This is a genomic window from Flavobacterium sp., from assembly GCF_025352015.1.
Classification (GTDB): domain Bacteria; phylum Bacteroidota; class Bacteroidia; order Flavobacteriales; family Flavobacteriaceae; genus Flavobacterium.
The window spans coordinates 1-24,704 of sequence record NZ_JANXUG010000079.1; the positions used below are offsets into that span (position 1 = coordinate 1).

Annotated in this window: 24 protein-coding genes; 14 read left to right on the forward strand and 10 right to left on the reverse strand. The window is 33.6% G+C overall.

The features are described from left to right. Positions 1-273: 273 nt before the first annotated feature. The 4 genes from rpsA to Q0Q96_RS07720 form a co-directional block, all read right to left on the reverse strand. Positions 274-2,046, reverse strand: a complete 1,773-nt coding sequence (rpsA, locus tag Q0Q96_RS07705; protein ID WP_293873242.1) for a 30S ribosomal protein S1 — start codon at positions 2,044-2,046, stop codon at positions 274-276. 353 nt (positions 2,047-2,399) lie between these two features. Then, the gene (locus tag Q0Q96_RS07710; protein ID WP_293873245.1) at positions 2,400-3,653 is read right to left on the reverse strand and encodes a nucleoside permease; all 1,254 of its coding nucleotides are present in this window, start codon (positions 3,651-3,653) and stop codon (positions 2,400-2,402) included. 110 nt (positions 3,654-3,763) lie between these two features. Next, complete coding sequence (gene ribH, locus Q0Q96_RS07715) at positions 3,764-4,255, reverse strand: 6,7-dimethyl-8-ribityllumazine synthase (protein WP_293873248.1); 492 nt, start codon at positions 4,253-4,255, stop codon at positions 3,764-3,766. Positions 4,256-4,318: 63 nt separating this feature from the next. Then, entirely contained in the window at positions 4,319-5,110 is a 792-nt protein-coding gene (locus Q0Q96_RS07720) for a tetratricopeptide repeat protein (protein WP_293873251.1), read from the reverse strand. 244 nt (positions 5,111-5,354) lie between these two features. On the opposite strand from Q0Q96_RS07720, the gene recF reads away from it, so the two are divergent. From recF to Q0Q96_RS07780, 12 genes are all read left to right on the forward strand, one after another. Then, on the forward strand, positions 5,355-6,434 hold the full coding sequence (gene recF, locus Q0Q96_RS07725) for a DNA replication and repair protein RecF (protein WP_293873254.1): 1,080 nt from the start codon (positions 5,355-5,357) through the stop codon (positions 6,432-6,434). Between the two features lie 39 nt (positions 6,435-6,473). After that, a complete protein-coding gene (locus tag Q0Q96_RS07730; RefSeq protein ID WP_293873257.1) occupies positions 6,474-7,169 on the forward strand; it encodes a rhodanese-like domain-containing protein in 696 nt (231 codons plus the stop codon). Between the two features lie 43 nt (positions 7,170-7,212). Further along, the gene (locus tag Q0Q96_RS07735) at positions 7,213-7,887 is read left to right on the forward strand and encodes a DUF2461 domain-containing protein (RefSeq protein WP_293873260.1); all 675 of its coding nucleotides are present in this window, start codon (positions 7,213-7,215) and stop codon (positions 7,885-7,887) included. 6 nt (positions 7,888-7,893) lie between these two features. Further along, entirely contained in the window at positions 7,894-8,961 is a 1,068-nt protein-coding gene (locus tag Q0Q96_RS07740) for a glycosyltransferase (RefSeq protein WP_293873263.1), read from the forward strand. A 5-nt stretch (positions 8,962-8,966) separates the two neighbouring features. Beyond that, entirely contained in the window at positions 8,967-10,814 is a 1,848-nt protein-coding gene (asnB, locus tag Q0Q96_RS07745) for an asparagine synthase (glutamine-hydrolyzing) (RefSeq protein WP_293873266.1), read from the forward strand. A gap of 43 nt (positions 10,815-10,857) precedes the next feature. Continuing rightward, positions 10,858-11,871 (forward strand): UDP-N-acetylmuramate dehydrogenase, encoded by a 1,014-nt coding sequence (gene murB / locus Q0Q96_RS07750; protein ID WP_293873269.1) that lies wholly within the window; start codon positions 10,858-10,860, stop codon positions 11,869-11,871. A gap of 67 nt (positions 11,872-11,938) precedes the next feature. Next, positions 11,939-12,115: a hypothetical protein gene (locus tag Q0Q96_RS07755; protein WP_293873272.1), complete on the forward strand. Its 177-nt coding sequence runs from the start codon at positions 11,939-11,941 to the stop codon at positions 12,113-12,115. A gap of 442 nt (positions 12,116-12,557) precedes the next feature. Beyond that, on the forward strand, positions 12,558-13,172 hold the full coding sequence (locus Q0Q96_RS07760; protein ID WP_293873274.1) for an FMN-binding negative transcriptional regulator: 615 nt from the start codon (positions 12,558-12,560) through the stop codon (positions 13,170-13,172). An 84-nt stretch (positions 13,173-13,256) separates the two neighbouring features. Beyond that, positions 13,257-14,363: a glycosyltransferase gene (locus Q0Q96_RS07765; RefSeq protein ID WP_293873276.1), complete on the forward strand. Its 1,107-nt coding sequence runs from the start codon at positions 13,257-13,259 to the stop codon at positions 14,361-14,363. Continuing rightward, entirely contained in the window at positions 14,354-14,905 is a 552-nt protein-coding gene (locus Q0Q96_RS07770; RefSeq protein ID WP_293873278.1) for a sigma-70 family RNA polymerase sigma factor, read from the forward strand. The genes Q0Q96_RS07765 and Q0Q96_RS07770 overlap by 10 nt, the downstream gene beginning before the upstream one ends. A 169-nt stretch (positions 14,906-15,074) precedes the next feature. After that, the gene (locus Q0Q96_RS07775) at positions 15,075-15,872 is read left to right on the forward strand and encodes an energy transducer TonB (protein WP_293873280.1); all 798 of its coding nucleotides are present in this window, start codon (positions 15,075-15,077) and stop codon (positions 15,870-15,872) included. A gap of 147 nt (positions 15,873-16,019) precedes the next feature. Then, entirely contained in the window at positions 16,020-17,246 is a 1,227-nt protein-coding gene (locus Q0Q96_RS07780) for a serine hydrolase domain-containing protein (protein ID WP_293873282.1), read from the forward strand. Here the strand turns inward: Q0Q96_RS07780 and Q0Q96_RS07785 are convergent, their stop codons facing one another. Next, positions 17,247-18,077, reverse strand: a complete 831-nt coding sequence (locus Q0Q96_RS07785) for a S1-like domain-containing RNA-binding protein (RefSeq protein ID WP_293873285.1) — start codon at positions 18,075-18,077, stop codon at positions 17,247-17,249. It lies immediately after the preceding gene. A 184-nt stretch (positions 18,078-18,261) separates the two neighbouring features. On the opposite strand from Q0Q96_RS07785, the gene Q0Q96_RS07790 reads away from it, so the two are divergent. Both Q0Q96_RS07790 and Q0Q96_RS07795 read left to right on the forward strand, forming a co-directional pair. Continuing rightward, on the forward strand, positions 18,262-18,756 hold the full coding sequence (locus Q0Q96_RS07790; RefSeq protein ID WP_293873288.1) for a sigma-70 family RNA polymerase sigma factor: 495 nt from the start codon (positions 18,262-18,264) through the stop codon (positions 18,754-18,756). 5 nt (positions 18,757-18,761) lie between these two features. Further along, positions 18,762-19,400, forward strand: a complete 639-nt coding sequence (locus tag Q0Q96_RS07795) for a hypothetical protein (RefSeq protein ID WP_293873291.1) — start codon at positions 18,762-18,764, stop codon at positions 19,398-19,400. A gap of 86 nt (positions 19,401-19,486) precedes the next feature. Here the strand turns inward: Q0Q96_RS07795 and Q0Q96_RS07800 are convergent, their stop codons facing one another. From Q0Q96_RS07800 to Q0Q96_RS07820, 5 genes are all read right to left on the reverse strand, one after another. Next, positions 19,487-19,753 (reverse strand): VOC family protein, encoded by a 267-nt coding sequence (locus tag Q0Q96_RS07800; protein ID WP_366069182.1) that lies wholly within the window; start codon positions 19,751-19,753, stop codon positions 19,487-19,489. A gap of 312 nt (positions 19,754-20,065) precedes the next feature. Further along, the gene (gene uvrB, locus Q0Q96_RS07805) at positions 20,066-22,054 is read right to left on the reverse strand and encodes an excinuclease ABC subunit UvrB (RefSeq protein ID WP_293873294.1); all 1,989 of its coding nucleotides are present in this window, start codon (positions 22,052-22,054) and stop codon (positions 20,066-20,068) included. A 106-nt stretch (positions 22,055-22,160) separates the two neighbouring features. Continuing rightward, the gene (gene rlmF / locus Q0Q96_RS07810; RefSeq protein WP_293873297.1) at positions 22,161-23,117 is read right to left on the reverse strand and encodes a 23S rRNA (adenine(1618)-N(6))-methyltransferase RlmF; all 957 of its coding nucleotides are present in this window, start codon (positions 23,115-23,117) and stop codon (positions 22,161-22,163) included. A 13-nt stretch (positions 23,118-23,130) separates the two neighbouring features. Then, positions 23,131-23,793 (reverse strand): thiamine diphosphokinase, encoded by a 663-nt coding sequence (locus tag Q0Q96_RS07815; RefSeq protein ID WP_293873300.1) that lies wholly within the window; start codon positions 23,791-23,793, stop codon positions 23,131-23,133. A gap of 86 nt (positions 23,794-23,879) precedes the next feature. Next, complete coding sequence (locus Q0Q96_RS07820) at positions 23,880-24,701, reverse strand: DUF4249 family protein (RefSeq protein ID WP_293873303.1); 822 nt, start codon at positions 24,699-24,701, stop codon at positions 23,880-23,882. Positions 24,702-24,704 lie beyond the last annotated feature (3 nt).

A 24,704-nucleotide genomic window follows, 5' to 3' on the forward strand; every position in this document is an offset into this window, starting at 1 on the left:
ATCTATTTCATTATCAAACAAAAAGCCTTCTATAATTTTATATAATCGAGATTTCTCTTCTTGATTTAATTCCGATATTTGTGCTAAAATGGTATCTTTCATAAAACAAAGATAATAAATATATTCTTTAGACTAAAGCCAAATTTATTTGATTGTTTTATAAAATAGCAACACTAACATTTAATAAAGAAACACACTTTTTAGCACTTAAGATTCTTTAACAAAAAAACTCCCGACTTTCATCGGGAGTTTTAATTTAGGAAGAAACAAAAATTATTTTTTTTCTTTCTTTTCCATTTTAGCTTTTAAGCCAGCAAGAATTTCGTTATTATCGCCAAGAGTCGAAGCTGGTGCGTTATTGTTTGAGGCAACTGCTTCTGCAACCGCTTTAACATTTTTCTCTTCTTCTTCTTTAAAAATAGCTGTATGCGAAGCTACAACCCTCTTAAACTCTTTGTTAAACTCAATTACTTTGAATTCAGCTGTTTCGCCTTTTTTCAATTTCTTACCATCTTCTTTTTCTAAATGACGGGTTGGAATAAAAGCAACAACATCATCTCCAAAATCTACTGTAGCACCTTTATCAACAATTTCAGCAATGGTTCCGTTGTGGATAGTTCCAACAGCGTAAGTATCTTCATGTTTGTCCCAAGGGTTTTCATTGGTTTGTTTGTGACCTAAAGATAATTTACGTCCGTCAACATCCAACTCTAATACTACTACATCCAATTTATCACCAACGTTTACAAATTCTGATGGGTGTTTGATTTTTTTAGTCCAAGATAAATCAGAAATATAAACCAATCCATCGATACCTTCTTCTAACTCAACGAATATTCCAAAGTTTGTAAAGTTTCTAACGATTCCTGTGTGTTTAGAACCTACTGGGTATTTAGCCGTGATATCTGTCCATGGATCTTGCGTTAATTGCTTGATACCTAAAGACATTTTTCTATCATCTCTATCAAGTGTCAGGATAACTGCTTCCACAATATCGCCTACTTTTACAAAATCTTGAGCCGAACGCAAGTGCGTAGACCAAGACATTTCAGAAACGTGGATTAAACCTTCAACTCCTTCAGCTACTTCAATAAATGCACCGTAATCAGCGATTACAACTACCTTACCTTTCACTTTGTCTCCAATAGCTAATTTTGTATCAAGAGCATCCCAAGGGTGAGCGTTCAATTGTTTTAAACCTAATTGAATTCTTGTTTTCTCATCATCAAAATCAAGGATTACAACGTTTAATTTTTGATCTAATTCAAGAACTTCACTTGGGTGATTGATTCTTGACCAAGAAAGGTCAGTAATATGGATTAATCCATCAACACCACCAAGGTCAATAAAAACACCATAAGAAGTAATGTTTTTAACAACACCTTCTAATACTTGTCCTTTTTCTAATTGACCAATGATTTCTTTTTTCTGAACTTCGATATCTGCTTCGATAAGCGCTTTGTGCGAAACAACAACGTTTTTAAATTCATGGTTAATTTTCACCACTTTGAATTCCATCATTTTGTTCACATATACATCGTAATCGCGGATTGGTTTCACATCAATTTGTGAACCTGGTAAGAATGCTTCAATACCGAAAACATCTACAATCATACCGCCTTTAGTTCTACATTTAACAAAACCAGTAACGATTTCACCTGTTTCGTTTGCAGAAATAACTCTATCCCATGATTTGATAGTTCTTGCTTTTCTGTGAGATAATACTAACTGACCTGTTTTGTCCTCACGAATGTCAATTAATACTTCTACTTTGTCACCCACTTTTAATCCTGGGTTATAACGGAACTCGTTTAAAGAAATAACTCCTTCTGATTTCGCGTTAATGTCAACAATTGCGTCTCTGTCAGTAATTCTAACCACAACACCTTCTACTACTTCTTCTTGATCCGTTGAAATAAATGTTTTAGTAACTAATTCTTCAAACTCTTGCAGGTTTTTCTCATCTACAAGATCAATTCCTTCGGCGTAATTGTGCCAGTTAAAATCAGTTAAAAACTCTTGTTGTTCTTTGTTTAATACAGCCATGCTAATAAAATAATTTGTATGCTGTGTTTCTTGAGTTTCTTGATGCAATAAAAACACAACAGTGTTTGTATATAAATATTTAATACCTAAAGGAAACTCTTCTTCGCCAAAAGGTTGGCAAAAGTAAGCATAATTTCTTTATAACAAAATATTTAGAAGAAGAAAATAGAGCAAAGAAGAAAGATAAAAGATTTTTGTTTTAGGAGCGAATGCTTCGGGCTTTCTTGGTTTCCATTTTCCCGCTATCCGCTTTACTCCGCCAGCCTGCCGTCAGGCAGGTGCCGCTTCTATCGGGGCTAGACAGCGAAATTTTGTGCAACTAAAAACCCTTTCAAATGAGAAGCTTAAATAACTTAATGACTCCCATTCGCCACAGCATTAGAATTGTGCTTATGCTTAAACATCACAGCAAACAATATCGCAATGACTAAAGCATAACCAGCAAACGAAAGCCAAATGTTATGCCAGTCTCTCACACCAGCGTGAGTAAAATATTTATCTATTACCATTCCACTTAACAACCCGCCAAAGAAAGCACCAAAACCATTGGACATCATCATAAACAAACCTTGTGCAGAAGAACGAACTCGGGCGTCAGTGGTAGTTTCAATAAATAATGAACCTGAAATATTAAAAAAGTCAAATGCCATTCCGTATACTACACAAGACATGATAATCATCCATAACCCGTCAACAGGATTTCCATACGCAAATAATCCGAAACGCAAAACCCAAGCAAGCATTGAGATTAACATTACCTGTTTGATTCCAAATCGTTTTAGGAAGAAAGGAATCGCCAGTATAAATAGGGTTTCAGAGATTTGTGAAATCGACATGATAATCGTAGAATATTTTACAACAAATGAATTCGCATATTCGGGGACCTTAGCAAATTCCGAAAGATAAACATCTCCATACATATTGGTTAACTGTAGCGCTCCGCCAAGAAACATCGAGAACAAAAAGAACAAAGCCATCTTGTACGTTGCAAATAACTTGAATGCGTTCAATCCTAGTTTTTCGAACACAGATGCATCTTTAGATATCAATTTTTGCGGAGTACATTTGGGTAAAGTAAAAGAATAAATTCCCAAAGCAAAGGCTGCAAAAGCAGACAAATAGAACATATTATACGATGCTTTATTTCCAGTCAGGTTTGTAATCCACATGGCCACGATAAAACCAATCGTTCCCCAAACTCTGATGGGCGGAAACACCTTTACCACGTCATAATCATTGCTTTTCAAGATATTGTAGGCAACTGAATTAGACAACGAAATCGTAGGCATATAGCAAAGCATTGCCGCAAAAATAACATAGTAAAATGTAGTGGGATTGTCTACTTGAGGAATATATAATAGTGCTAATCCTCCAAGAATGTGCAACACACCATATAATTTTTCAGCATTTACAAATTTATCAGCGATAATTCCCGTTATAGCTGGCATGATGATAGACGAGATTCCAAGTGTAGAAAAAATGGCTCCAAAGTCGGCACCACTCCATTGTTTTGTTGCAAACCAATAATTACCCACAGTTATCAACCACGCTCCCCAAACGAAGAATTGGAGAAAGCTCATTATTGTCAATCTGAATTTTATGCTCATAAAATAGTTTTTGATAAAAATAGATTGTAAATCTAACATTAATATCTAAAAACACAAATGTTTGTATTGGTTTTCATAAATTGTAAGCTACCAATTGTTTTGTCTTGTATTTATGAAGTCTTTTTTCTTAAATGTGCCATTTTTATTGCAGCAATGGCAGCTTCGGTTCCTTTATTGCCATAAATACCTCCGCTTCTATCAATAGATTGTTGTTCCGTATTATCGGTCAGTAAACAAAAAATCACAGGAACATCGGTTTGGAGGTTTAAATCTTTTATGCCTTGGGTTACGCCTTCGCAAACAAATTCAAAATGCATCGTTTCGCCTTTTATCACGCAGCCAATAGTAACAACAACATCTACGTCTTGAGTAACAATCATGCGTTTTGCTCCATAAATCAGTTCAAAACTTCCGGGCACATCCCACCTAATAATGTTCTCTGGTAATGCACCACAATCCAGTAAAGCCACTTCTGCTCCGTTGTAAAGACCGTTTGTGATATGATTATTCCACTCTGAAACAACAATACCAAACCGAAAATCTTTCACGTTTGGGATTGTGTTTTTATCGTAATTGGATAGATTTTTGTTTGCTGTAGCCATAATTTAATTAGGAATTAGGAATCCTTATACTTTCGAAATTCGTAATTTGAAATTCGTAATTATTTACTGCGCTAATCCAATCAAAGCATCAATTTGCTGGGCTTCTGGTGATGCATCGTAATTATCTTTAATATCGGTGAAATATTTTACTGCATCCGCTTTGTTTCCTAGTAATAAAGATGTTTTACCTGCTTTTAATAAATATCGAGGTCTGGTAAAATCGTTTTTGCTAGCATCGGCTGCTTTAATATAAAAATCAAATGCTTCTTTTTGCTTATTTTGTTGCGCATATGCATCCCCAATAGCTCCTTTTGCCAAAGTACTTAACATAACGTCATTTGAAGAAAATTTTTCTAATGACTTTATAGCTTCAGGATATTTTTTTGTATTCAAATAAGCAATACCTGTGTAGTAGTTGGCTAAATTACCGGCAGCAGTTCCTGAATAATCATTCGAGATTTTCACCATACCTAATTTACCTTCAGAACCTTTTAAAACCAAATTAAATAAAGAATCTGATTTCGTTCCAGTGGCATCATCTAGCGCTTTCTGAAAATTTTGTTGTGCTACAAATAATTCGTTAGCAGCTTCTTCTTGTTTTGGTTCTGCAATAAATTTTTGATATAATAAATAAGACACCGTAACAACCGCAACAAAAGTAAGAAATCCTAAAATGTATTTTTGATTTTTAGCGACAAAATCTTCCGCTCTCGAAGCAGATTGATCTAATGTGTCAAAAGCTTTTGCCGTTGCACTGTCCTTTACGTCTACGTTGACATCTTCGATATAATTATTATCTAATTTTTCCGCTTTTTCCTTTGGTGATTTATATCCTCTTTTGTTAAAAGTTGCCATCTATTTTTAATTTAGTGTGCGCAAAAATAAAATTTTTATTCAAACCGACACAAAAAAAACTGATTTAATATGTAAACATCTTGAAATTATTTTTTTTTGACAAAGGTTCTTTCTTTTCAAAGACAAAATAACCCTAAAAGAAAAAATTTGAAAGCCTTTTTTATCGATATTTTTCAATAATTTGCACGTCCTAATAAAGGCACTCCAAAATTTCACTTTTCCTAGTATTAGTTAGTCATCACAGATGTATTTAAAAAAAATTTCTTTATTCAATTATAAAAATTTTTCGGAAGCATGCTTTGATTTTGATACCAAAATCAATTGTTTGGTTGGAAAAAATGGTATCGGAAAAACAAATATTCTCGATGCAATTTATCATTTGGCAAACGGAAAAAGTTATTTCAATCCGTTGGCTGTGCAAAATATAAAACATGGTGAGGATTTTTTTGTAATTGATGGCGAATTTGAAAAGAATGAAAGATTCGAGCAAATTCTGTGTAGCTTAAAAAAAGGGCAAAAGAAAATACTGAAACGCAACAGCAAGCTTTACGAAAAATTTTCAGATCATATTGGTTTTATTCCTCTGGTGATTATTTCTCCTGCCGATAGCGATTTGATTGTAGAAGGCAGCGAAACTCGTAGGAAATTTATGGACAACGTGATTTCCCAACTGGACAATTCCTATTTACAACAACTAATTAAGTACCAAAAAATCATCAGCCAGCGTAATGCTTTGCTCAAGTACTTTGCTTTAAATCATGTTTTTGAAAGCGATACTTTAGATATTTATAACGAACAATTAAATGTTTTAGGGCAAGCTATTTTTGAAAAGCGCAAAGAATTTATAACCGATTTTGTTCCGATTTTTAACAAATACCATCATGACATAACCACTGGAGCCGAAACCGTTCAATTAATATATCAAAGTGATTTGTTTGAAAGTGACAGTTTGACTTTATTAGAAAAAAATCTTACAAAAGACAGGGCTTTACAATATACTTCAGTGGGTGTTCATAAAGATGATTTGTCTTTTGAAATAAACAATTATCCTATTAAAAGATTTGGTTCACAAGGACAACAAAAATCCTTTTTAATAGCTTTAAAACTAGCACAATTCGATTTCGTAAAAAAACAAAGCGGTGAAAAACCAATTCTACTTTTTGATGATATATTTGATAAGTTGGATGAATTTCGCGTAGGCAAGATAATTGAAATGGTAAATCAAGAAGAATTTGGACAGTTATTTATTTCAGACACGCATGCCGAACGCACGGAAAATATTGTAAAATCAACACTTCAGAGTTATAAAATATTTGCGCTTTAGTATCGCTCAAATTTGTAATTTTGTATTAAATTTTAAATTATGAAAATCAATTTGCTTTCCTTATTATTACTTCCTTTTTTATTTATAAATTGTCAAGGACAATCGTCAAAAACTGTTAAAACTATTGATGCAAAATTATTTGCAGAAAAGCTAAAAACTACTCAAAATCCCCAGTTAGTAGACGTTAGAACTCCCGAAGAATACAGTAACGATCATATTGAAAATGCAGTGAATGCAAATTGGAATGGAAATGATTTTGTTGATAAAGCTACTAAATTTGATAAATCAAAGCCAATTTTTGTGTATTGTAAAGTGGGTGGAAGAAGCGCTCAAGCTGCAGATAAATTGGTCGAACTGGGGTTCAAAGAAATTTACAATCTGGATGGTGGCATCATGAAATGGAATGCTGCTGGCAGTGCCAAACCAAGCGACAAAATTATCGGAATGTGTGATCAGGAATTTGGTGAATTAGTAAAATCGAGTGATAAAGTTATGATTGATTTTAATGCCAAATGGTGTGCTCCTTGTCAAAAAATGAAACCCTATATTTTGAAAATGGAGACAGAAATGAAAGACAAAATTAAAATTGTTTCATTAGATGCCGATGAAAACAAAACCATTGTAGAACAATTGAAATTAGAGGGATTACCAACCATAATTGTTTACGAAAAAGGAAAAGAAGTATGGCGCAACGTAGGTTATATTTCGGAAGAAGATCTCAAAAAACATCTGTAAAAACGCAGATTGCACAAATTATCACTGATAAAAACTATTTTTTATGATAACCAAAGAAGCTGTTGATTTTCTGGGAGATTTAGTTGCCAACAACAATACCGAATGGATGCATGCCAACAAAAAAAGGTATGAAAACTATAAAAAAGACTACCACAATTATATTGCTTCGGTTTTAGCAGAAATGAAACCATTAGACAAAAAATTAGAACCTTTGGAAATTAAAAACTGCACGTTCCGCATCAACAGAGATATTCGGTTTTCAAAAGATAAATTGCCTTATAAAACCAATATTGGTGTTTGGCTGTCTCAAAATAAAAACAGAAAAAATGCTCCAGGTTATTATATTCATTTCGAAAAAGGAAATTCCTTTATAGCCGGCGGTTGTTGGTGCCCCGAACCAAATGAGCTCAAGCAAATCAGAAAAGAAATTGCTTTTTTTTACGACGATTTAAAGAATATTGTTGCCGATAAAAAGTTCAAATCAGAATTTGGTGCTATCAGCAAAGATGAAAGTAATTCGCTTAAAAAAGCACCTAAAGATTTTGAACCAAATCATCCTGCGATTGAGTTTTTAAAACTAAAAAGTTTTACAGCTTCAATAAAATTGGACGACAAATTATTTTTGGACACCAATTTTAGTAAAATTGTTTCACAAAAACTAATTGCTTTAAAACCATTTAATGACTTTTTAACTAGAGCGTTAGAAACCGAAGAATAAACCATAATGTCAAGAAAACGTATTCTTTTTTTGGGCGAAACCTATCGTGCTGATGCCATTACATGGATGAATGGTCTCCAGGAATTTGGCGATTTTGAAATCGTAACTTGGGAACTTCAAACAAGTAGCAATGGTGTCAATAGAATTAATCGATTAATCGAACTCATAAATGCCATTCTAACGATAAAAAGTATCGCTAAAAAGTTTAATGCCGATATGGTAATTGCCGAACGAACAACAAGTTATGGTTATTTAGCAGCCATTTCAGGAATAAGACCTTTAGCCATTGCACAACAAGGCATTACCGATTTATGGCCAACAAATTCTCCTTTATATGTTTTCAAAAAAATACTTCAAGATTATGCTTTTAAAAAGGCAGATTTAATACATGCTTGGGGAAAAGTTATGGAAGACCACATTAAAGATAGTAATGTCGATATGAATAAAGTAATGGTGCTGCCTAAAGGGATAAATTTAGATTATTTTGAATTTAATGATACTCACGATGATAAAATTATCAATGCTACAGTAACGCGTTCACTCGAACCAGAATACAGGCATGATTTGATTTTAAAAGCGTTTTCAATTATTAAAAAGCATAAAATTCCTTTCAAACTGACCATCATTGGTGACGGAATTGAATTGAAAAAATTGAAATCTCTAGCAAAAGAATTAAAGATAGAAGGAGAAGTTATTTTTACCGGAAGAATCAAGAACAGTGACATCCCAAATTTTTTGCAAAAAGCAAATTTTTATATCAGTACACCTATCACCGAAGGAGTATCTGCATCCCTTTTTGAAGCTATGGCATGCGGCTGTTTTCCAATTGTAAGTGATTTACCTGGAAATAGATGTTGGATACAACAAAAAGTTAACGGAATACTTGTAAGTATCAAAAATGAGTTTAATTTAGCACAAGAATTGGAGTGGGCATTTTACAATCCTGATTTTACAAAAAAAGCGATAACCAATAATCGAACCTTTGTAGAAGAAAATGCCAACTACAAAACAAACATGAAAAAAATTGCTAATTCTTATCATGATTTAATTACTGTTAAATCTACTTACACCTAACGATTATGTGCGGCATAAATGGAATTTTCCATTTAAACTTTAAACAAGTTGACCAAAATCAACTTATCAAAATGAGAGACATTCTTGAACATCGTGGTCCAGACGATGCAGGAATTTACATCAATAACAATATCGGATTTGGCCACAGAAGATTATCTATTATAGATACATCGTCAGCTGGGCATCAGCCTTATATTTCTAATAACGGACGATATGTATTAGTGTTTAACGGAGAAATATACAACTATCAATCTTTTATACCTGAACTGAAAAGCAAAGGTGTCATCTTAAAATCGAGTTCAGATACCGAAGTTTTGTTAAAACTTTACGAACTTTATGGTTTAGAAATGCTTCATCGTTTGAATGGTATGTTTGCTTTTGCTATTTGGGATACTCAAGAAAAGAAACTTACGCTGTGTCGAGACCGGATGGGAGTTAAACCTTTGTATTACTGCATTTACAAAAGTACTTTGTATTTTGCATCAGAACAGAAAGCTATTTTTGCTGCTGGTGTTCCGGTTGAAATTTCAGAAAATAGTATGGAAGAATACATCTTTAACAGATTTGTTGCTGGAGAAGAAACGTTATTCACCGACATTAAAAAATTATTGCCAGGACATCACATGGTTATAGATGAAAACGGCAAGACCAAAACCACCAGATGGTGGAATTTAAAAGAAAAAATTCAAAACCACGCGCAAATTTTAAATCCAAAAAAATGGTTTGAAGAAATCTTTTTTGAGTCGGTAAAGTTAAGAATGGTAAGTGATGTTGCTGTTGGAGTTTTGTTAAGTGGCGGACTGGATTCTTGCTCAATTTTATCATCACTTCACGAACAAAAGTTTAATCAGATAGAAACCTTTAATATAAGCTTTTCTGAAGACGAACATAATGAATATCATTTAGCAAAAAAAATAACCGAAGAATACAACTACACCTTCAATCACACTAAACTGGAAAATGAAAGTTTGTATCAAAACTTAATAGAAAGTTCCTATTATCAGGACGAACCGTTAATGCATCTTAATGAACCACATTTATTAGCTATTGCAAAAATGGCCAAGCCAAAAGTAAAAGTACTGCTTTCGGGCGAAGGTGCCGATGAGTTGATGGGTGGTTATGTTCGCTATAAAGCTTTGAAAAATCCATCTTTGTTAAAGGTAATTTCACAAATTAGCAAATTTGAAACTTTTAATAAAAAGCCACGATACGATAAATTACTTCGCTATTCAAAAATAGATAATCCTGCAGATTTGATTCTGTTTAATGGCTCCAATGTATATCCTAACGATATTGAAACTTTTTATGGTTGCCATGATAAGCCTATCAATGAATATCGATATCAGATTCTAGAAGAAGCCAAAGAGTTGTATCCTGCAAGTTTGCAGCGCCAAGCTTTATATTTTGACCAACATACCTATTTATGTTCGTTGCTCGATAGAAACGACCGTTGCACTATGGGAACTTCTATTGAATGCAGAGAACCCTTTCTAGACCAGCGATTAGTTGCAGGATTAGGAACGTTAGATAATGAATGGATGTTTACAGGTAAAAAAGGAAAATTCATCTTAAAATCAACCATGGAAACGAGACTTCCGAAAGAAGTTGTTGACTTTAGAAAAATAGGATTAAGTGCGCCATGGGGAAGTTATTTATTAAGTTTTCCAATGTTTACAAACGAATTAGACAATTTTGCGAATAGCGAAATTTTTAATATGCCCATGTTAGAAAATTTGGATGGACAAAAATTAGTTGCTGAAGTCAGAAAAGGAAATACTAAAATTTTACCCTATTTTATGCCAATTTTTATGCTTCACGAATGGCAAAAAAATTATTATAATAAATTCGTTTAAAAAATCTTTGATTTACTTTTGTCGATGTACCGATTTTATAAACATGAATATCCAAACTAATTTTTCCCTCAAGAAATACAACACTTTTGGTATTGAAGCTAAAGCTAAACAATTTGTTGCTGTTAACACTATTAAAGACTTAAAAACGCTTCTGCAAGAAAATAAATTACTACCAAAATTTATTCTTGGTGGTGGAAGTAACATGTTGTTGACACAAAATATTCATGCTTTAGTCATACATATTGATTTGAAAGGAAAAAAAATCCTTAGAGAGGAAGATAATTTTGTATGGGTAGAATGTATGGCTGGTGAAAACTGGCATCTATTTGTGTTGTGGACTATTGACCAAAATTTTGGCGGATTAGAAAACATGTCACTTATTCCAGGTAACGTTGGTACAACTCCAATTCAAAATATTGGTGCTTATGGCACCGAAATTAAAGATACTTTTGTTTCCTGCCAAGCGATGAATATTGCAACTCAAGAAATGAGAACCTTTACTAAAGAGGAGTGTCATTTTGGTTACAGAGAAAGTGTTTTTAAACACGAAGTCAAAGACCAGTTTATCATTACTTCAGTGATTTTTAAACTGACTAAACGCAATCATAAAATCAATACTTCTTACGGTGATATTACTAAAGAATTGGAAAACCAAAACATAGCTACGCCTACATTAAAAGATGTTTCCAATGCTGTTATAGCCATTCGACAAAGTAAATTACCAGACCCAAAAGAACTGGGAAACAGTGGGAGTTTTTTTAAAAACCCAATTATTCCCAAAGCTCAATACAATACTATTCATGCTTTGCACCCAGATATGCCGCACTATGTAGTTTCAGAAACCGAAGTGAAAGTTCCTGCAGGTTGGCTAATTGAAAAAGCAGGATTTAAAGGTAAACGTTTTGGTGATGCCGGAATTCATAAAAATCAAGCCCTAGTTTTGGTAAACTATGGCAATGCGACAGGACAAGAAATTTTGAATGTTTCAAGAACTATTCAAGCTACAATTTTAAAGGGTTTTGGTATTTTAATAGAAGTAGAGGTCAATGTGATTTAAAAATTAATATTTGGAATTTACAAAAAAATAACACTAAATTTGAATTGCTCTAAAGAATAGTTTAATTATGAAAATTAATTTTAAAGATATAATTGAGACAATTAGAATTAAGGATAGTAAAATATTTATTAAAGCTATTGTTGCGTCAGGAAAAGAAGGTGACCACTTTATTGTTGTTTCTCCTGCCATACTTGTAAGTGGCTATGTAACTAATGAAAAAGAAGCAGAAGAATCTTTTCAATAAAACATAACCCTTTTTTGCCAAGATTTGATGAAACTAACCCATGAATAAAGAGAGATTGAGCTAGTAAAACTTTGTTTCGCTAAAGTAAAATTTCATAATAAAAATTATTCAAAATCTTATGTTGATGGAAATGGTATTTTACAAGGTTTCGAAGCATGAACATTAAAAACCTCAATGTTAGAAACTACACTTTAATTAAGTTTCGTTTGAGATGGGAAACAATAGACCAGTAAAGACTAAATATTGTGTTGCCTTTTTAGAAGTAAATAAGTGTAGTTACATAAGAACCTAGGCTTCACATGATCACTATAAATGTTCGGGTTGTTTCCGAACGATTACACATCGTGAAAAAGACAAAGAAATTCCTGCAATGCATTTGACAACTATGGGAAAAACTATCTCTGAACTTTACGATTGGATTGATAAAAATTGTTAATTCAAAATGTATATCCCCGAACTTTATAAAAACGAAAACCAAAAAGACATTCAAAAATTCATTCATAATAATGGGTTTGGAATTTTGGTAAATCAAACAGTTGGAAAGCTTTGGGCGACACATATTCCGTTTTTAATGGAGGAAAAAAACGGTAAGCAAATTCTAGTTGGACACGTTTCGAGAGAAAATCCACAAGCCGAGATTTTTAAGGATAGCGAAGAAGTTTTGGCCATATTTTTGGGTGCACATTCCTATGTTTCTTCATCGTGGTACGACCACGAAAATGTACCTACATGGAATTATCTCGCCGTTCACGTTTATGGAAAAGTGAAACTTCATTCGTTAGAAGAAACCATCGAAGGCTTAAGGAGATTAGTCAATAAATACGAAACTAATTCAGAAAAACCTGTTCGTATAGACGATTTGTCTAAAAAAACAATGCTACAAGCAAAAGGAATTGTTTCCTTTGAAATCGAAATAACTTCTATTGAAGCACAAAAAAAACTATCGCAAAATCGAGACGATAAAAACTACCAAACTATCATCACCGAATTAGAAAAAACTAATGACAATCAAGCGATAGCAGTTGCTGACGAAATGAAGAAAAATAGGAAATTGTAGCCTTAAAAATTCATAATTTATAATTCAAATTTCATAATTCGTTTACGTACATTTGTAGTCCTTTTTTAAAGTTATAAAAGTATTATGTTATTAACTGTTTTCTGCTTGTTTATTGTTGTTGTTGTTGTTCAATTCCTCTATTATATTGTTGTTTTTGGGAAATTCTCGTTTGCTAAACCACAAACTATAACGCCAAAAAGAATTCCAGTTTCGGTAGTTGTTTGTGCAAAAAATGAGGAAGAAAACGTTAGAAAACTTATTCCGCTTCTAATAGACCAAAATTTTCCACAATTTGAAATTGTTTTAATTGACGATGCCTCAAGCGATAGTACGTTGGAGATTTTTGAAGAATATGCAAAGATACATTCCAACATCAAATTAGTCAAAGTAGAAAACAACGAAGCCTTTTGGGGTAACAAAAAATATGCACTGACCCTAGGAATTAAGGCAGCAAAACATGACTATTTATTATTTACAGATGCTGATTGTGTGCCTAGTTCAAAGGATTGGATTGCAACAATGAGTTCGCAATTTACCGCAGAAAGAACAATTGTTTTAGGGTACGGTGCTTATGAAAAAATTGGTGGTTCGTTTCTAAATAAAATAATTCGCTTTGAAACTTTATTGACAGCTTTACAATATTTTTCTTGGGCAAAAATGGGTAAGCCTTATATGGGAATTGGCAGAAATTTAGCCTATAAAAGAGACGAGTTTTTTAAAGTACGTGGCTTTATAGATCACATGAAAATACGTTCGGGCGATGATGATTTATTCATCAATCAGGCGGCAGAAGCTAAAAACACGACTATATGTTTCTTGCCAGAAAGTTTTACCTATTCAAAACCAAAAAAAACGTTCAAAGAATGGTTTATTCAAAAGCGTCGTCACCTATCGACAGCAAATTATTATAAACTATTTGATAAAAATCAGTTGGGCTTGTTCTACTTATCGCAATTGTTATTTATTGTAGCAGCTATCATTTTATTATCCTTCCAATTTCAGTGGATTTCCGTCTTGAGCATTATAGGTTTTCGTTATATTTTTTCTTGGATTGCAGTGGGATTTGCTGCGGGTAAACTCAAAGAAAAAGATGTAATGTATTGGTTCCCAATTATTGAATTTTTTTTAGTTTTTATCCAATTGAATGTTTTTGTTAGTAACACTTTTTCAAAACCCGTACATTGGAAATAAATTTACATATAGAAAAAGCCAAAAAAGGAGATCAAGTTGCCTTTACTTATTTGCTTAATCATTATTGGAATGAGGTCTATGGTTTTATGCTTAAACGTACCGAGAACGAAACCGATTCTGAAGATGTAACTATTGAAACTTTTTCGAAAGCTTTTGATAAAATTGCAACATACAATCCCGAATTTCAATTTAATACTTGGTTGATTGCCATTGCCAAAAATGTACATATTGATTTACTTCGAAAAAAAAAATCATCACATCTTGTTGAAATCACAGACGAAGAAGACCAGCAAGCATACAATGTTGCCGATACTTCTCCATCTGTAGAAGATGCCTTGATAACAGAGCAAAACTTATCGCGCTTATTACATTTCATCAAAGAATTAAAACCACATTATCAAGAAGTAATTCAGCTTCGTTATTTTCAGGAAATGAGCTATCAAGAAATTGCCGACCAATTAAGCGAACCCTTGAGCAACGTTAAAATCAAATTGCTTCGTGCCAAAAAACTATTGGCTGAAATTATCGTAAGCAAAAAATAATTCTTTCTTTTTTGTGAAAAAATATATTAAAAACATTGAGTTTAATTACGTTCAGTGTTTTTAGTTTAAAAATTTTATAAAATAATATACTATTTTATAATTTCCTTCGTTATATAATGAAAACTTTTCGATTATGTAGCTTAAATACTTAACTCAAAAACAAATAATCATGTCAAACGTTAGTATTTATGAAAAAAACTGGATAGATCTAGTTTTCGAAGATAGAAACAAAACTTATGGTGCATATAAGTTACGAAAGGAAAATCCAAAAATTACACTATTTGCCTTTTTTGGTGGCATTCTATTTCTCTTTTCTTTAATTGGTTTGTGGTTATTAATCTCGTCCTTTGGTGAGCACCCTATTATTGTACCAACTAAAGATGGTACCGTTATTACGATAACAGATTTTCATTATCAAAAACCTGATAAACCTGTCGTACCAAAAACAAAAGCTTCTCAAAGTCAAAGTGTGGTCAAACCAACTAACTTTTCACATATGGTTGTAACTGCCACTCCACTTGCAATGGATGTTTCAAAGAACGATAATTTACCAACAAATCAAAGTACTACATCCAGTATTGGAACTGATACGCCAAAAACTGGAAACGATGGTTCAGCTACAACGATTACTGCTCCAGTTATTTTTACTGATGTGGTATCAACTAGCGAATTAGATCGACTTCCGGAATATCCTGGCGGCATTAAAAAATTCTACGAATATGTTGGGAATAATTTTGAAAAACCTAATCTTGATGAAGGTTTGGGTGCTGTAAGTGTTATTATGTCTTTTGTTATTGAAAAAGATGGCGTAATGAGTAATATTAAAGTGTTAAGAAGTTCTGATAAAAAACTGGAGGTAGAAGCTATTCGTGTACTGAAATCACTAAAAGTTAAATGGTCACCAGGTTATAAAGACGGTGACAAAATGAGAACGCTTTATACGCTTCCGATAAAAGTGGCTCTTTAGAAAATTAAGTTAGTTATTATTGCATTTTTGCCCTTGAACCTGACCAGGATTAAAAAACTTGTCAGGTTTATTATTTTTAATAACTAATCTAAAACTTTTAGAACCTAAAGGCTTTTATTTTGACCAAATATCGGTATTATTGCAATTATGAAGATTATCCCAATTACTTTCCTTTTAGCAACATTATTCTATTTTATCTGCCCAAAAAATGGTGTTGATTTTGTGAATTCTAATGACGGTAATCCTCAAGATGACAGCCTACACGTAACTTCTTCTTTTCCGATAAAGATGGGAAATGTCTCTGAAAAATATATCGCAGAAAAAAGACATTTTATAGATTCTTTTTACAATAAAAATATCAATTCCCCTTTTTACAGCGGCGGTTTCATTGTCGTAAAAAATGGAAGAGTTCTTTATGAAGATTATAAAGGATATTCGAATACCAGAACTGGCGAAAAAATTTCGGCTTCTACTCCTATTCATCTAGCTTCGGTAAGCAAAGTTTTAACTTGTATGGCAATTTTAAGATTGGTGCAACAAGACAATATTATGCTAGATCAAAAGGTAACCGATTGGCTTCCAAAATTTCCCTATCTAAATACTACCATCCGTACGCTACTCAATCATAGAAGTGGTATACAACATTATGCCAACTTCCCTACGTTGATGAAAAAACGATGGAACAAATATAAAATACTTACTAATCAAGATATTTTGGATTTGTTGGTGGCCAATAATTTTAAGTTGCGCACACCAAATGATACCCACTTTGATTACTGCAATACCAATTATGTACTGTTGGCTCTTATTATTGAAAAAGCGACGGGTTTAAACTTTCGTCAAGCCATGCAAGAATTGGTTTTTAAACCTTTGGGAATGAAAAACACTTATGTTTTCAATTATGAAACAAATCGGGAAACGGCATCCAAATCTTATAGAGGTAATACCATTTTTGCGTGGGATCAATTTGATGGTTTGTATGGTGATAAAAATATTTATTCAACACCAAGAGATTTAGTAAAATTTGATTTGGGTAGTTATTCCCCCGATTTTATCAAACCAGAGCTTTTACAAGAAGCATATTTTGGTTACAGTGCTGGTCTTGTGTCAAAACCTGTTAAGGATTATGGTTTGGGAATGCGCATGCGATTTTTACCGCCAACAGGTGAAAAAATGATTTACCATAACGGCTGGTGGCACGGCAACAATACTTCATTTGTTCCCATAAAAAAAGATACTGTTACGGTGGTGTGTTTGGGAAATAAATTTTCAAACAGACCATATTCGACTTTGAGTATGGTGAGTAGTCTTTTTTATAAAAAGAAAACCGCAATAGAAACTCCGTTGCCCACAGAAATGGAACTTGGCGAATAATTATTGTTTAATTAAATAAATTCCGTCTTCCTTAATTTCGATGAGTTTGTCTTTATAAAGCGAACCAATTGCTTTCTTAAATGTTTTTTTACTCATTTTCAACACGGTCTTAATATCTTCGGGATTGCTATTGTCATTCAATCGAAGGAAACCTCTGCTGGCTTTTAGTTCTTTGATAATTTTTTCGGCATTGGGTTCAATATTTTCGTACCCTAATTTTTGTAATGAAACATCTATTTTATTATCTGGGCGAATGGTTATTATATATCCTGTAAGCCTATCACCTGTTCGGATATCATCATATACCTGATCTTTGTAGAGTAATCCCTTGTGAATTTCGTTGATGATGACATTTATACCTAAATCGGTGATGTGCGAAATGATTAAATCTACTTCATCGCCTTCGGCAACGGTTATTTCTTCGTTGTTCAAAAATTGATTTGTTTTACTGGAGGCAACTATTCTATTGGTTTTTTCATCCATATAGGCAAATACAAGGTATCGCTTTCCTTTTTCCATAGGTCGCGCTTGTTCTTTAAAAGGAACAAGAATATCTTTTTCTAATCCCCAATCTAAAAAAGCACCAATATTATTGACATAATTTACCCGTAGCAACCCAAATTCGTCTAACAATATGTAGGGTTCTAATGTAGTTGCCACAGGTCGTTCTTCATGATCGAGGTATACAAATACTATAAGCTCCTCGCCTATTTCATATTCATTTGGAACATATTTTACAGGAAGCAGGACATCGTCTTTTCCGTCGGTTAAAAAAAGTCCGACTTTGGTTTCTCGTGCTATTTTGAGCGTATTATAGTGTCCTATTTGCATCTTGACTGCTTGTAAAATTTGATTTGCAAATATAGGTTATTCTTTTTTTGTCATGAATACACGAATATTTTATAATACCAATAAAAAATATTCGTGCAATTGTGGATGAACTACTTTAAACTCCTAAACAAATATGTAGTTTTGCAAGTGTAACAAATCATATATATTCTATACTAATCTGGCTATGAGTGACCATTTAGAACAGGTATTTGTAAAACAATTAAAGGACAATCAAAACATTATTCACAAGATATGTAGGTTGTATACCAATGATGAAGATGCACATAAAGATTTGTTTCAAGAAGTTACCATTCAGCTTTGGAAAGCCTTTCCAAAATTTAGAGGCGATTCTAAATTCTCAACTTGGGCGTATCGTGTAGCCTTAAATACTGCCATAACACTTTACCGAAAAAGTACGCGAAGCATTGCTACGACAAGCTACGAAGCGCAAAAACATTTCTTACCGCAGGAAGAATATAACTTTGAAGAAGAGGAACAAATCAAGTTGATGTACCAAGCGGTGCAACAGCTAAATGATATTGAAAAAGCATTGGTTTTCTTGTATCTGGAAGACAAAAATTATACAGAAATATCAGAAACATTGGGTATTAGCGAGGTAAATGCTCGTGTTAAAATAAATAGAATAAAAGGAAAATTAAAAAAAATATTAAATCCTTAAGGATTATGGAAGAGTTGGATTTATTAAAAAAAGCGTGGCAAAAAGACAACCATATGTTTGACCAGGTTTCAGAAAACGAGATTTATAAAATGTTGCATACCAAATCATCCTCTATTGTAAAATGGATTTTGATTATTAGTATCATAGAAGTCTTGTTTTGGACAGCCATGAGCGTTTGTTACAATACAGATGATTATATGAAAAAGCTGCATGCCGAAAAAATGATAATGTATTTCAAAGCCTTGAATTTTATAAACTATGCAGTGATCTTGTGGTTTATTTATAACTTTTATAAAAACTACATTAAGATTTCGACCACAGCTTCAACCAAACAATTGATGCATGACATACTAAAAACGCGAAAAACGGTGCAATATTATGTATGGTATAATTTGACGATGATTGTATTGAGTCTTATTGCCGGATTTACTATTGCTTTTGCTTACAACCCAAAAATGGAGTTGCTCAAAAACAAAATTGCTCAAGAAACTAACTATCATACTTTGTGTGTTACTCTGGGAATTATGCTCTTAACAATACTAGTAATTGTTTTTGTCTTTTGGTTGTTTTACCGATTGTTGTATGGCATCTTACTCCGAAAATTGAACAGAAACTACAAGGAATTGAAAAAAATAGAATTGTAACTTGTTGATTTGATTTTAAAAATTAGTTATACGGAGAAGTTGTGCAACAATTACGGCTGCTAGCAGTTGTTGTTTTACCCCGTTATTTAAAGACTTTGTCCAAAAGTTAGCAAATTATTGTCTGAATCCTGTAAAGCAAACTCTTTTTGACCCCAAGGTTTGATATCTAAATTTCCATTTGGATGAATGCTTATTTTACTATCGAGCAATGATTGGTAAAGTTTATCAATATCGTCGGTTCTAATATAAACACCTCCATAGTTTTCTGTTGGATTAAGTTCCTTAAACGTAAAAAAATGTAATTCTATTTCGTCTTTGCCAACAATCAAATAATCATCATAATCTCCTAGCACTTTGAAAATTTAAAATGTTTGAATAATAGTTCTTTGTTATTGCTTTGTCGCGCATTGGTAATTTTGGTTTAAAGCTTGTGCCTAACTTTTATATACGTATGACAAAATCACACAAAGCCATCTGTTTTTGGGCGTATATGTGTGATAAACATCACTTTTATTTAAAATCAAATACAGTAAACATCTTTTACAAATCTTCAAACGGGCTTCTTATTTGTTGTATACTTTTCGTACTAACATGCTTGTAAACGCACTGCGTCTAACACCAACCGAGGTCAGGAGAAGGTAAACGAAATGCGTTTTGGTTTTTGTTTAAACTCTTTCTTGTAATGCTTTAATGGTATCACGCAGTTTGGCGGCTTGCAAAAAGTCGAGTTCTTTAGCGGCTTTTTCCATGGCTTTGCGCGCTTCTTTAATTTTCTTTTCGATTTCGGGTTTAGATAAGTACAGGCTTTCGGGCTCGGCAGCTTTGAGGGATTGGTTTTCGTAATATTGTGTAGATACAGAATTATTGCTCAAGGCACTTCCTAAACTTTTGTTTAAAGCTGTAGGTTGCAAACCGTGGTGGGTGTTGTAAGCGGTTTGTTTTTCGCGACGGTATGTGGTGTCGTCTATGGTTTTTTGCATGCTGTTTGTAATCTTGTCGGCATACATTATGGCTTTTCCGTTTATGTTTCGTGCAGCACGACCTACTGTTTGAGTGAGCGAACGATGGCTGCGCAAAAATCCTTCTTTATCGGCATCAAGAATGGCTACTAGTGATACTTCGGGCAAATCTAACCCTTCGCGCAAGAGGTTTACGCCTATTAAAACATCAAAGAAACCCTTGCGCAAATCTTGCATAATTTCTACACGTTCTAACGTATCTACATCAGAATGAATGTATCTACAACGAATGGAAACTTTGGTCAAATATTTGGTGAGTTCTTCTGCCATTCTCTTGGTTAAAGTAGTGACCAAAACGCGTTCGTCGGCTTCGCAACGCAGCTGTATTTCTTCTATTAAATCGTCTATTTGGTTCAAACTAGGGCGCACTTCTATTATTGGGTCTAATAATCCTGTAGGACGAATGACTTGTTCTACATAAATTCCTTCGCTTTTTTGCAATTCATAATCGGCTGGTGTCGCCGATACATAGATTACTTGGTTTTGCAAGCTTTCAAATTCTTCAAATTTCAACGGACGATTGTCCATGGCAGCGGGCAGTCTAAAACCATATTCTACCAAGTTTTCTTTACGGCTGCGATCACCACCATACATGGCATGCACCTGCGAGATGGTAACATGGCTTTCGTCAACGACCATCAAAAAATCCTTGGGAAAATAATCCAATAAACAAAAAGGGCGCGTTCCCGGCAATCGCCTGTCAAGGTAACGCGAGTAATTTTCTATGCCAGAGCAATAGCCCAATTCGCGTATCATTTCTAAATCAAAATTGGTGCGTTCCTCCAAGCGCTTTGCTTCAAGATGTTTACCAATTTCCTTAAAATAATCGACTTGTTTGACCAAATCTTGTTGAATTTCCCAAATGGCGGCTTGCAATACATCGGGCGAAGTCACAAACATATTAGCGGGATAAATATTTAATTGTTCGTAACGTTCTAAAACCTTTGAACTTCGAGCATCAAAGGCTTCAATTTCTTCAATTTCATCACCAAAAAAATGAACTCGGTACGGCTCATCGGCATAACTTGGGAAAATGTCTAACGTATCGCCTTTGATTCTAAAAGTGCCGGGCGTAAAATCGGCTTCGGTTCTTGAATATAAACTTTGCACTAATTGGTGTAACAATTTGGTGCGTGAAATAATTTGATTTTTGGCAATGGATACCACATTTTTTTGAAATTCTACAGGGTTTCCAATACCGTAAATACAAGAAACCGATGAAATTACAATAATGTCGCGCCGACCCGAAAGTAAAGCCGAGCTGGTGCTCAAACGAAGTTTTTCGAGTTCTTCATTGATGGATAAATCTTTCTCAATGTAAGTTCCTGTAACAGGAATAAACGCTTCGGGCTGGTAATAATCGTAATAGGAAACAAAATACTGAACCGAATTATTTGGAAAAAACTGTTTGAATTCAGAGTATAATTGCGCCGCCAAGGTTTTGTTATGTGCTAATACCAGAGTAGGTTTATTAACATTTTGAACCACATTGGCAACAGTAAATGTTTTCCCCGAACCGGTTACCCCGAGCAACGTTTGATATTTTTCGCCATTGATGATTCCGTTTGAGAGTTTTTCAATGGCTTGCGGCTGATCGCCGGTAGGAATATAATCGGATACGACTTGGAATTTCATTTTTATTTTGGGGCAAGAAAAAGTATCATTGGTAAAAAAGAAACTTTATTAATTTTAAGGGTATTCCTGTTCTAAAAATTTTACACAAATTTAATAAAAATGCCTATCATTCTGTGTTAAACTTCCAGTCTTTCTGTTGGGTTTCGCTTAAAAAAGTCCAAGCCACTACCCTACTTATTTTTTGTCCTTGTGCCATATCAATAATTTTTATAGTTACAGCGCCTACTTTGTTTAGCAGTTTGTAAATTGTTTTTAAATTATCTTTTTTAGATACCAATGTCGTGAACCACAAACATTGCAGGGGGTATTTGACACTTTCATAAATCATTTGGGTAATAAATCCCATTTCGCCGCCCTTACACCATAATTCGTTATTTTGACCGCCAAAGTTTAAGACCGGTTTTGTTATTTTGCTGTTCTCTAAAGCATTGATTTTGCGCAGCGCACTTTTCGCAGCCTCTTCGGGCGAATTATGAAATGGCGGATTGCAAATGGTAAAAGCAAATCTATCTTCGGGCAGCATAATATTTTTGAAAATATATCTTGGTTCAGTTTGCAATTGTAAACTTATTGCCTCCATCAATTTTGGATTGTCAGCGATAATTTTTTTGCAATTTTGAAGCGCATTTTCATCGGTATCGGTTCCCACAAAACTCCAACCATAGCTTACATTTCCTATGATGGGATAAATACAATTGGCACCAATGCCAATATCTAAACCTAAAATAGTTTCGCCTTGCGGAACTGTTCCGTTGTTGGAATTGGCTAATAAATCAGCGATATAATGAATGTAATCTGCTCTTCCGGGAATTGATGGGCAAAGATAATTGGCCGGAATATCCCAGTTATGAATTTCGTAAGTTGCAATGAGCAATGCTTTGTTGAGTGCTTTTACGGCATCAGGATTGCTAAAATCTATAGTTTCTAGTTGATGCTCATTGAGTGATATGAACTGCTGCAACTCTTGACAAACGTTGATTAAAGCTGCGAAATCATAACGAAACCGATGCAGATTTTTGGGATGTAAATCGGTTTTTTCAGTAGTTGTATTTATTTTTTTCAAGTTGTTTTTTGGTTTAATCCCAGCATTCCATTAATAATAAATCGCCGTTTTTGTGGGTTATAGAAACAATGCCATCTTGGATGGTTTGATTGCTACTTCCGGTTCGATAACCTATAGTTAAATCTTCATTATGCAAGGTATAAAAAAGATTTTCGGTAGTGATGCCCCTAACTTTTCCAATAGGAATTAAGGAAAGAATTGTATTGGCGGTGTACCATTTTTCGAATTTAGTTGGCAACAAATACACTTTGGAATGGTCATCAAGAATTACAATTTTTAGCAGGTTTCTGTATGCCACAATATTCGTTAAATTGGTAATTGTATGATCGGCGCGTCTTCCGGTTGCCCAAATGACATTAACAGCTTTATGTTTTTTTTCTATAAGGTAATCAAAAGCTTTTTCTAAATCGGTTTTGTCTTGATTGGGTGTGTGAACAATCTCGATAGGATATTGTTTTTCTTTGTAATAATTGACATCAAAACCTCTGTCAAAATCACCTAACAGCACATCTATTTTAATGCCTAATTCAAAAACCCGTTCTACAGCCGAATCTAAAACAATGATTAATGGCGACCATTCGAGTAATTGTTCCAATAATTCCTGACTGCATGCTTCACCATTGGCAATAATCAAAGCTGGTTCTTGGTCGTCGCGAACAATATGGTGGGAAGACATTCTTAAGTACGATTTATGATATACGAGTTATAATTTGTAAATATAAATAAATTCTAGTTCATACCTTGAACGTCGTAAATCGTAATTTACTGAATTATATAATTCCTAAAATCGGTTTCGGAAACACTAAAGTAACCCAAAGCATAATTACTAGGATTGATCTGGTTGATAATGTTTCCGCGAACAGTAGCGGGAGGCGTTGAAAACGGACCATTGCTTCCTCCTGAAATCAAAATCAATTTGCTCATATAGTCAAAATACCGTTTGGAAACACCATAAATGGTAATGTCTAGATTATCCCCCGTTTTAATATCTCCGTTGGTATAATATCCAAAAAATTGATTGCCTTGATAAAATTCATCTTCAGAAACTTGAAAAGAAGGTACAACATTAGTACTAGATTTGTATTTGAACAGATAATAATTAGCAATATTTGCTGGATCAGTATAGTAGGTTTTGATTTCGACATCTGTACCGCTAAATCCACCTGCATTATTTTGTGTTATCGTATTTATTGGAGATACGCTTTTAAGAGTTTCAGTTCCTGTATAAGTCTCGCCGTTTAAAACAAGATTCATTACATAAGTTTGATTTATTTCTGGAATAAAATTATGACATAAATACACTCCCGAATTGGGCACTTCTTCGGTAAAGTTAAAAGCGACATTACTACTATTGGTTACCGTAATTAACGCTCCAGAAACTGTTGGAATGGTCGTGTCATAAAATCCTGTTGTAGTGGATAATTTTATTTTTTGTTCGTTGCCCAACGTTCCTTTTTGCCATTGTAAAGAACCATTAACCACCAATCTTGGTGCAGCAGTATTTAGATCTACTTTGATAACATCCTCACAACTGATCATTAGTATAGCTATGATAAAGGCAAATACATAATTGAATTTTTTCATAGT

Excerpts from the sequence above, each read along its gene's own strand:
- rpsA (WP_293873242.1), bottom strand. The coding sequence starts at position 2,046 with ATGGCTGTATTAAACAAAGAACAACAAGAGTTTTTAACTGATTTTAAC.
- Q0Q96_RS07710 (WP_293873245.1), bottom strand. The coding sequence starts at position 3,653 with ATGAGCATAAAATTCAGATTGACAATAATGAGCTTTCTCCAATTCTTC.
- ribH (WP_293873248.1), bottom strand. The coding sequence starts at position 4,255 with ATGGCTACAGCAAACAAAAATCTATCCAATTACGATAAAAACACAATC.
- Q0Q96_RS07720 (WP_293873251.1), bottom strand. The coding sequence starts at position 5,110 with ATGGCAACTTTTAACAAAAGAGGATATAAATCACCAAAGGAAAAAGCG.
- recF (WP_293873254.1), top strand. The coding sequence starts at position 5,355 with ATGTATTTAAAAAAAATTTCTTTATTCAATTATAAAAATTTTTCGGAA.
- Q0Q96_RS07730 (WP_293873257.1), top strand. The coding sequence starts at position 6,474 with ATGAAAATCAATTTGCTTTCCTTATTATTACTTCCTTTTTTATTTATA.
- Q0Q96_RS07735 (WP_293873260.1), top strand. The coding sequence starts at position 7,213 with ATGATAACCAAAGAAGCTGTTGATTTTCTGGGAGATTTAGTTGCCAAC.
- Q0Q96_RS07740 (WP_293873263.1), top strand. The coding sequence starts at position 7,894 with ATGTCAAGAAAACGTATTCTTTTTTTGGGCGAAACCTATCGTGCTGAT.
- asnB (WP_293873266.1), top strand. The coding sequence starts at position 8,967 with ATGTGCGGCATAAATGGAATTTTCCATTTAAACTTTAAACAAGTTGAC.
- murB (WP_293873269.1), top strand. The coding sequence starts at position 10,858 with ATGAATATCCAAACTAATTTTTCCCTCAAGAAATACAACACTTTTGGT.
- Q0Q96_RS07755 (WP_293873272.1), top strand. The coding sequence starts at position 11,939 with ATGAAAATTAATTTTAAAGATATAATTGAGACAATTAGAATTAAGGAT.
- Q0Q96_RS07760 (WP_293873274.1), top strand. The coding sequence starts at position 12,558 with ATGTATATCCCCGAACTTTATAAAAACGAAAACCAAAAAGACATTCAA.
- Q0Q96_RS07765 (WP_293873276.1), top strand. The coding sequence starts at position 13,257 with ATGTTATTAACTGTTTTCTGCTTGTTTATTGTTGTTGTTGTTGTTCAA.
- Q0Q96_RS07775 (WP_293873280.1), top strand. The coding sequence starts at position 15,075 with ATGTCAAACGTTAGTATTTATGAAAAAAACTGGATAGATCTAGTTTTC.
- Q0Q96_RS07780 (WP_293873282.1), top strand. The coding sequence starts at position 16,020 with ATGAAGATTATCCCAATTACTTTCCTTTTAGCAACATTATTCTATTTT.
- Q0Q96_RS07785 (WP_293873285.1), bottom strand. The coding sequence starts at position 18,077 with ATGCAAATAGGACACTATAATACGCTCAAAATAGCACGAGAAACCAAA.
- Q0Q96_RS07790 (WP_293873288.1), top strand. The coding sequence starts at position 18,262 with ATGAGTGACCATTTAGAACAGGTATTTGTAAAACAATTAAAGGACAAT.
- Q0Q96_RS07795 (WP_293873291.1), top strand. The coding sequence starts at position 18,762 with ATGGAAGAGTTGGATTTATTAAAAAAAGCGTGGCAAAAAGACAACCAT.
- uvrB (WP_293873294.1), bottom strand. The coding sequence starts at position 22,054 with ATGAAATTCCAAGTCGTATCCGATTATATTCCTACCGGCGATCAGCCG.
- Q0Q96_RS07815 (WP_293873300.1), bottom strand. The coding sequence starts at position 23,793 with ATGTCTTCCCACCATATTGTTCGCGACGACCAAGAACCAGCTTTGATT.
- Q0Q96_RS07820 (WP_293873303.1), bottom strand. The coding sequence starts at position 24,701 with ATGAAAAAATTCAATTATGTATTTGCCTTTATCATAGCTATACTAATG.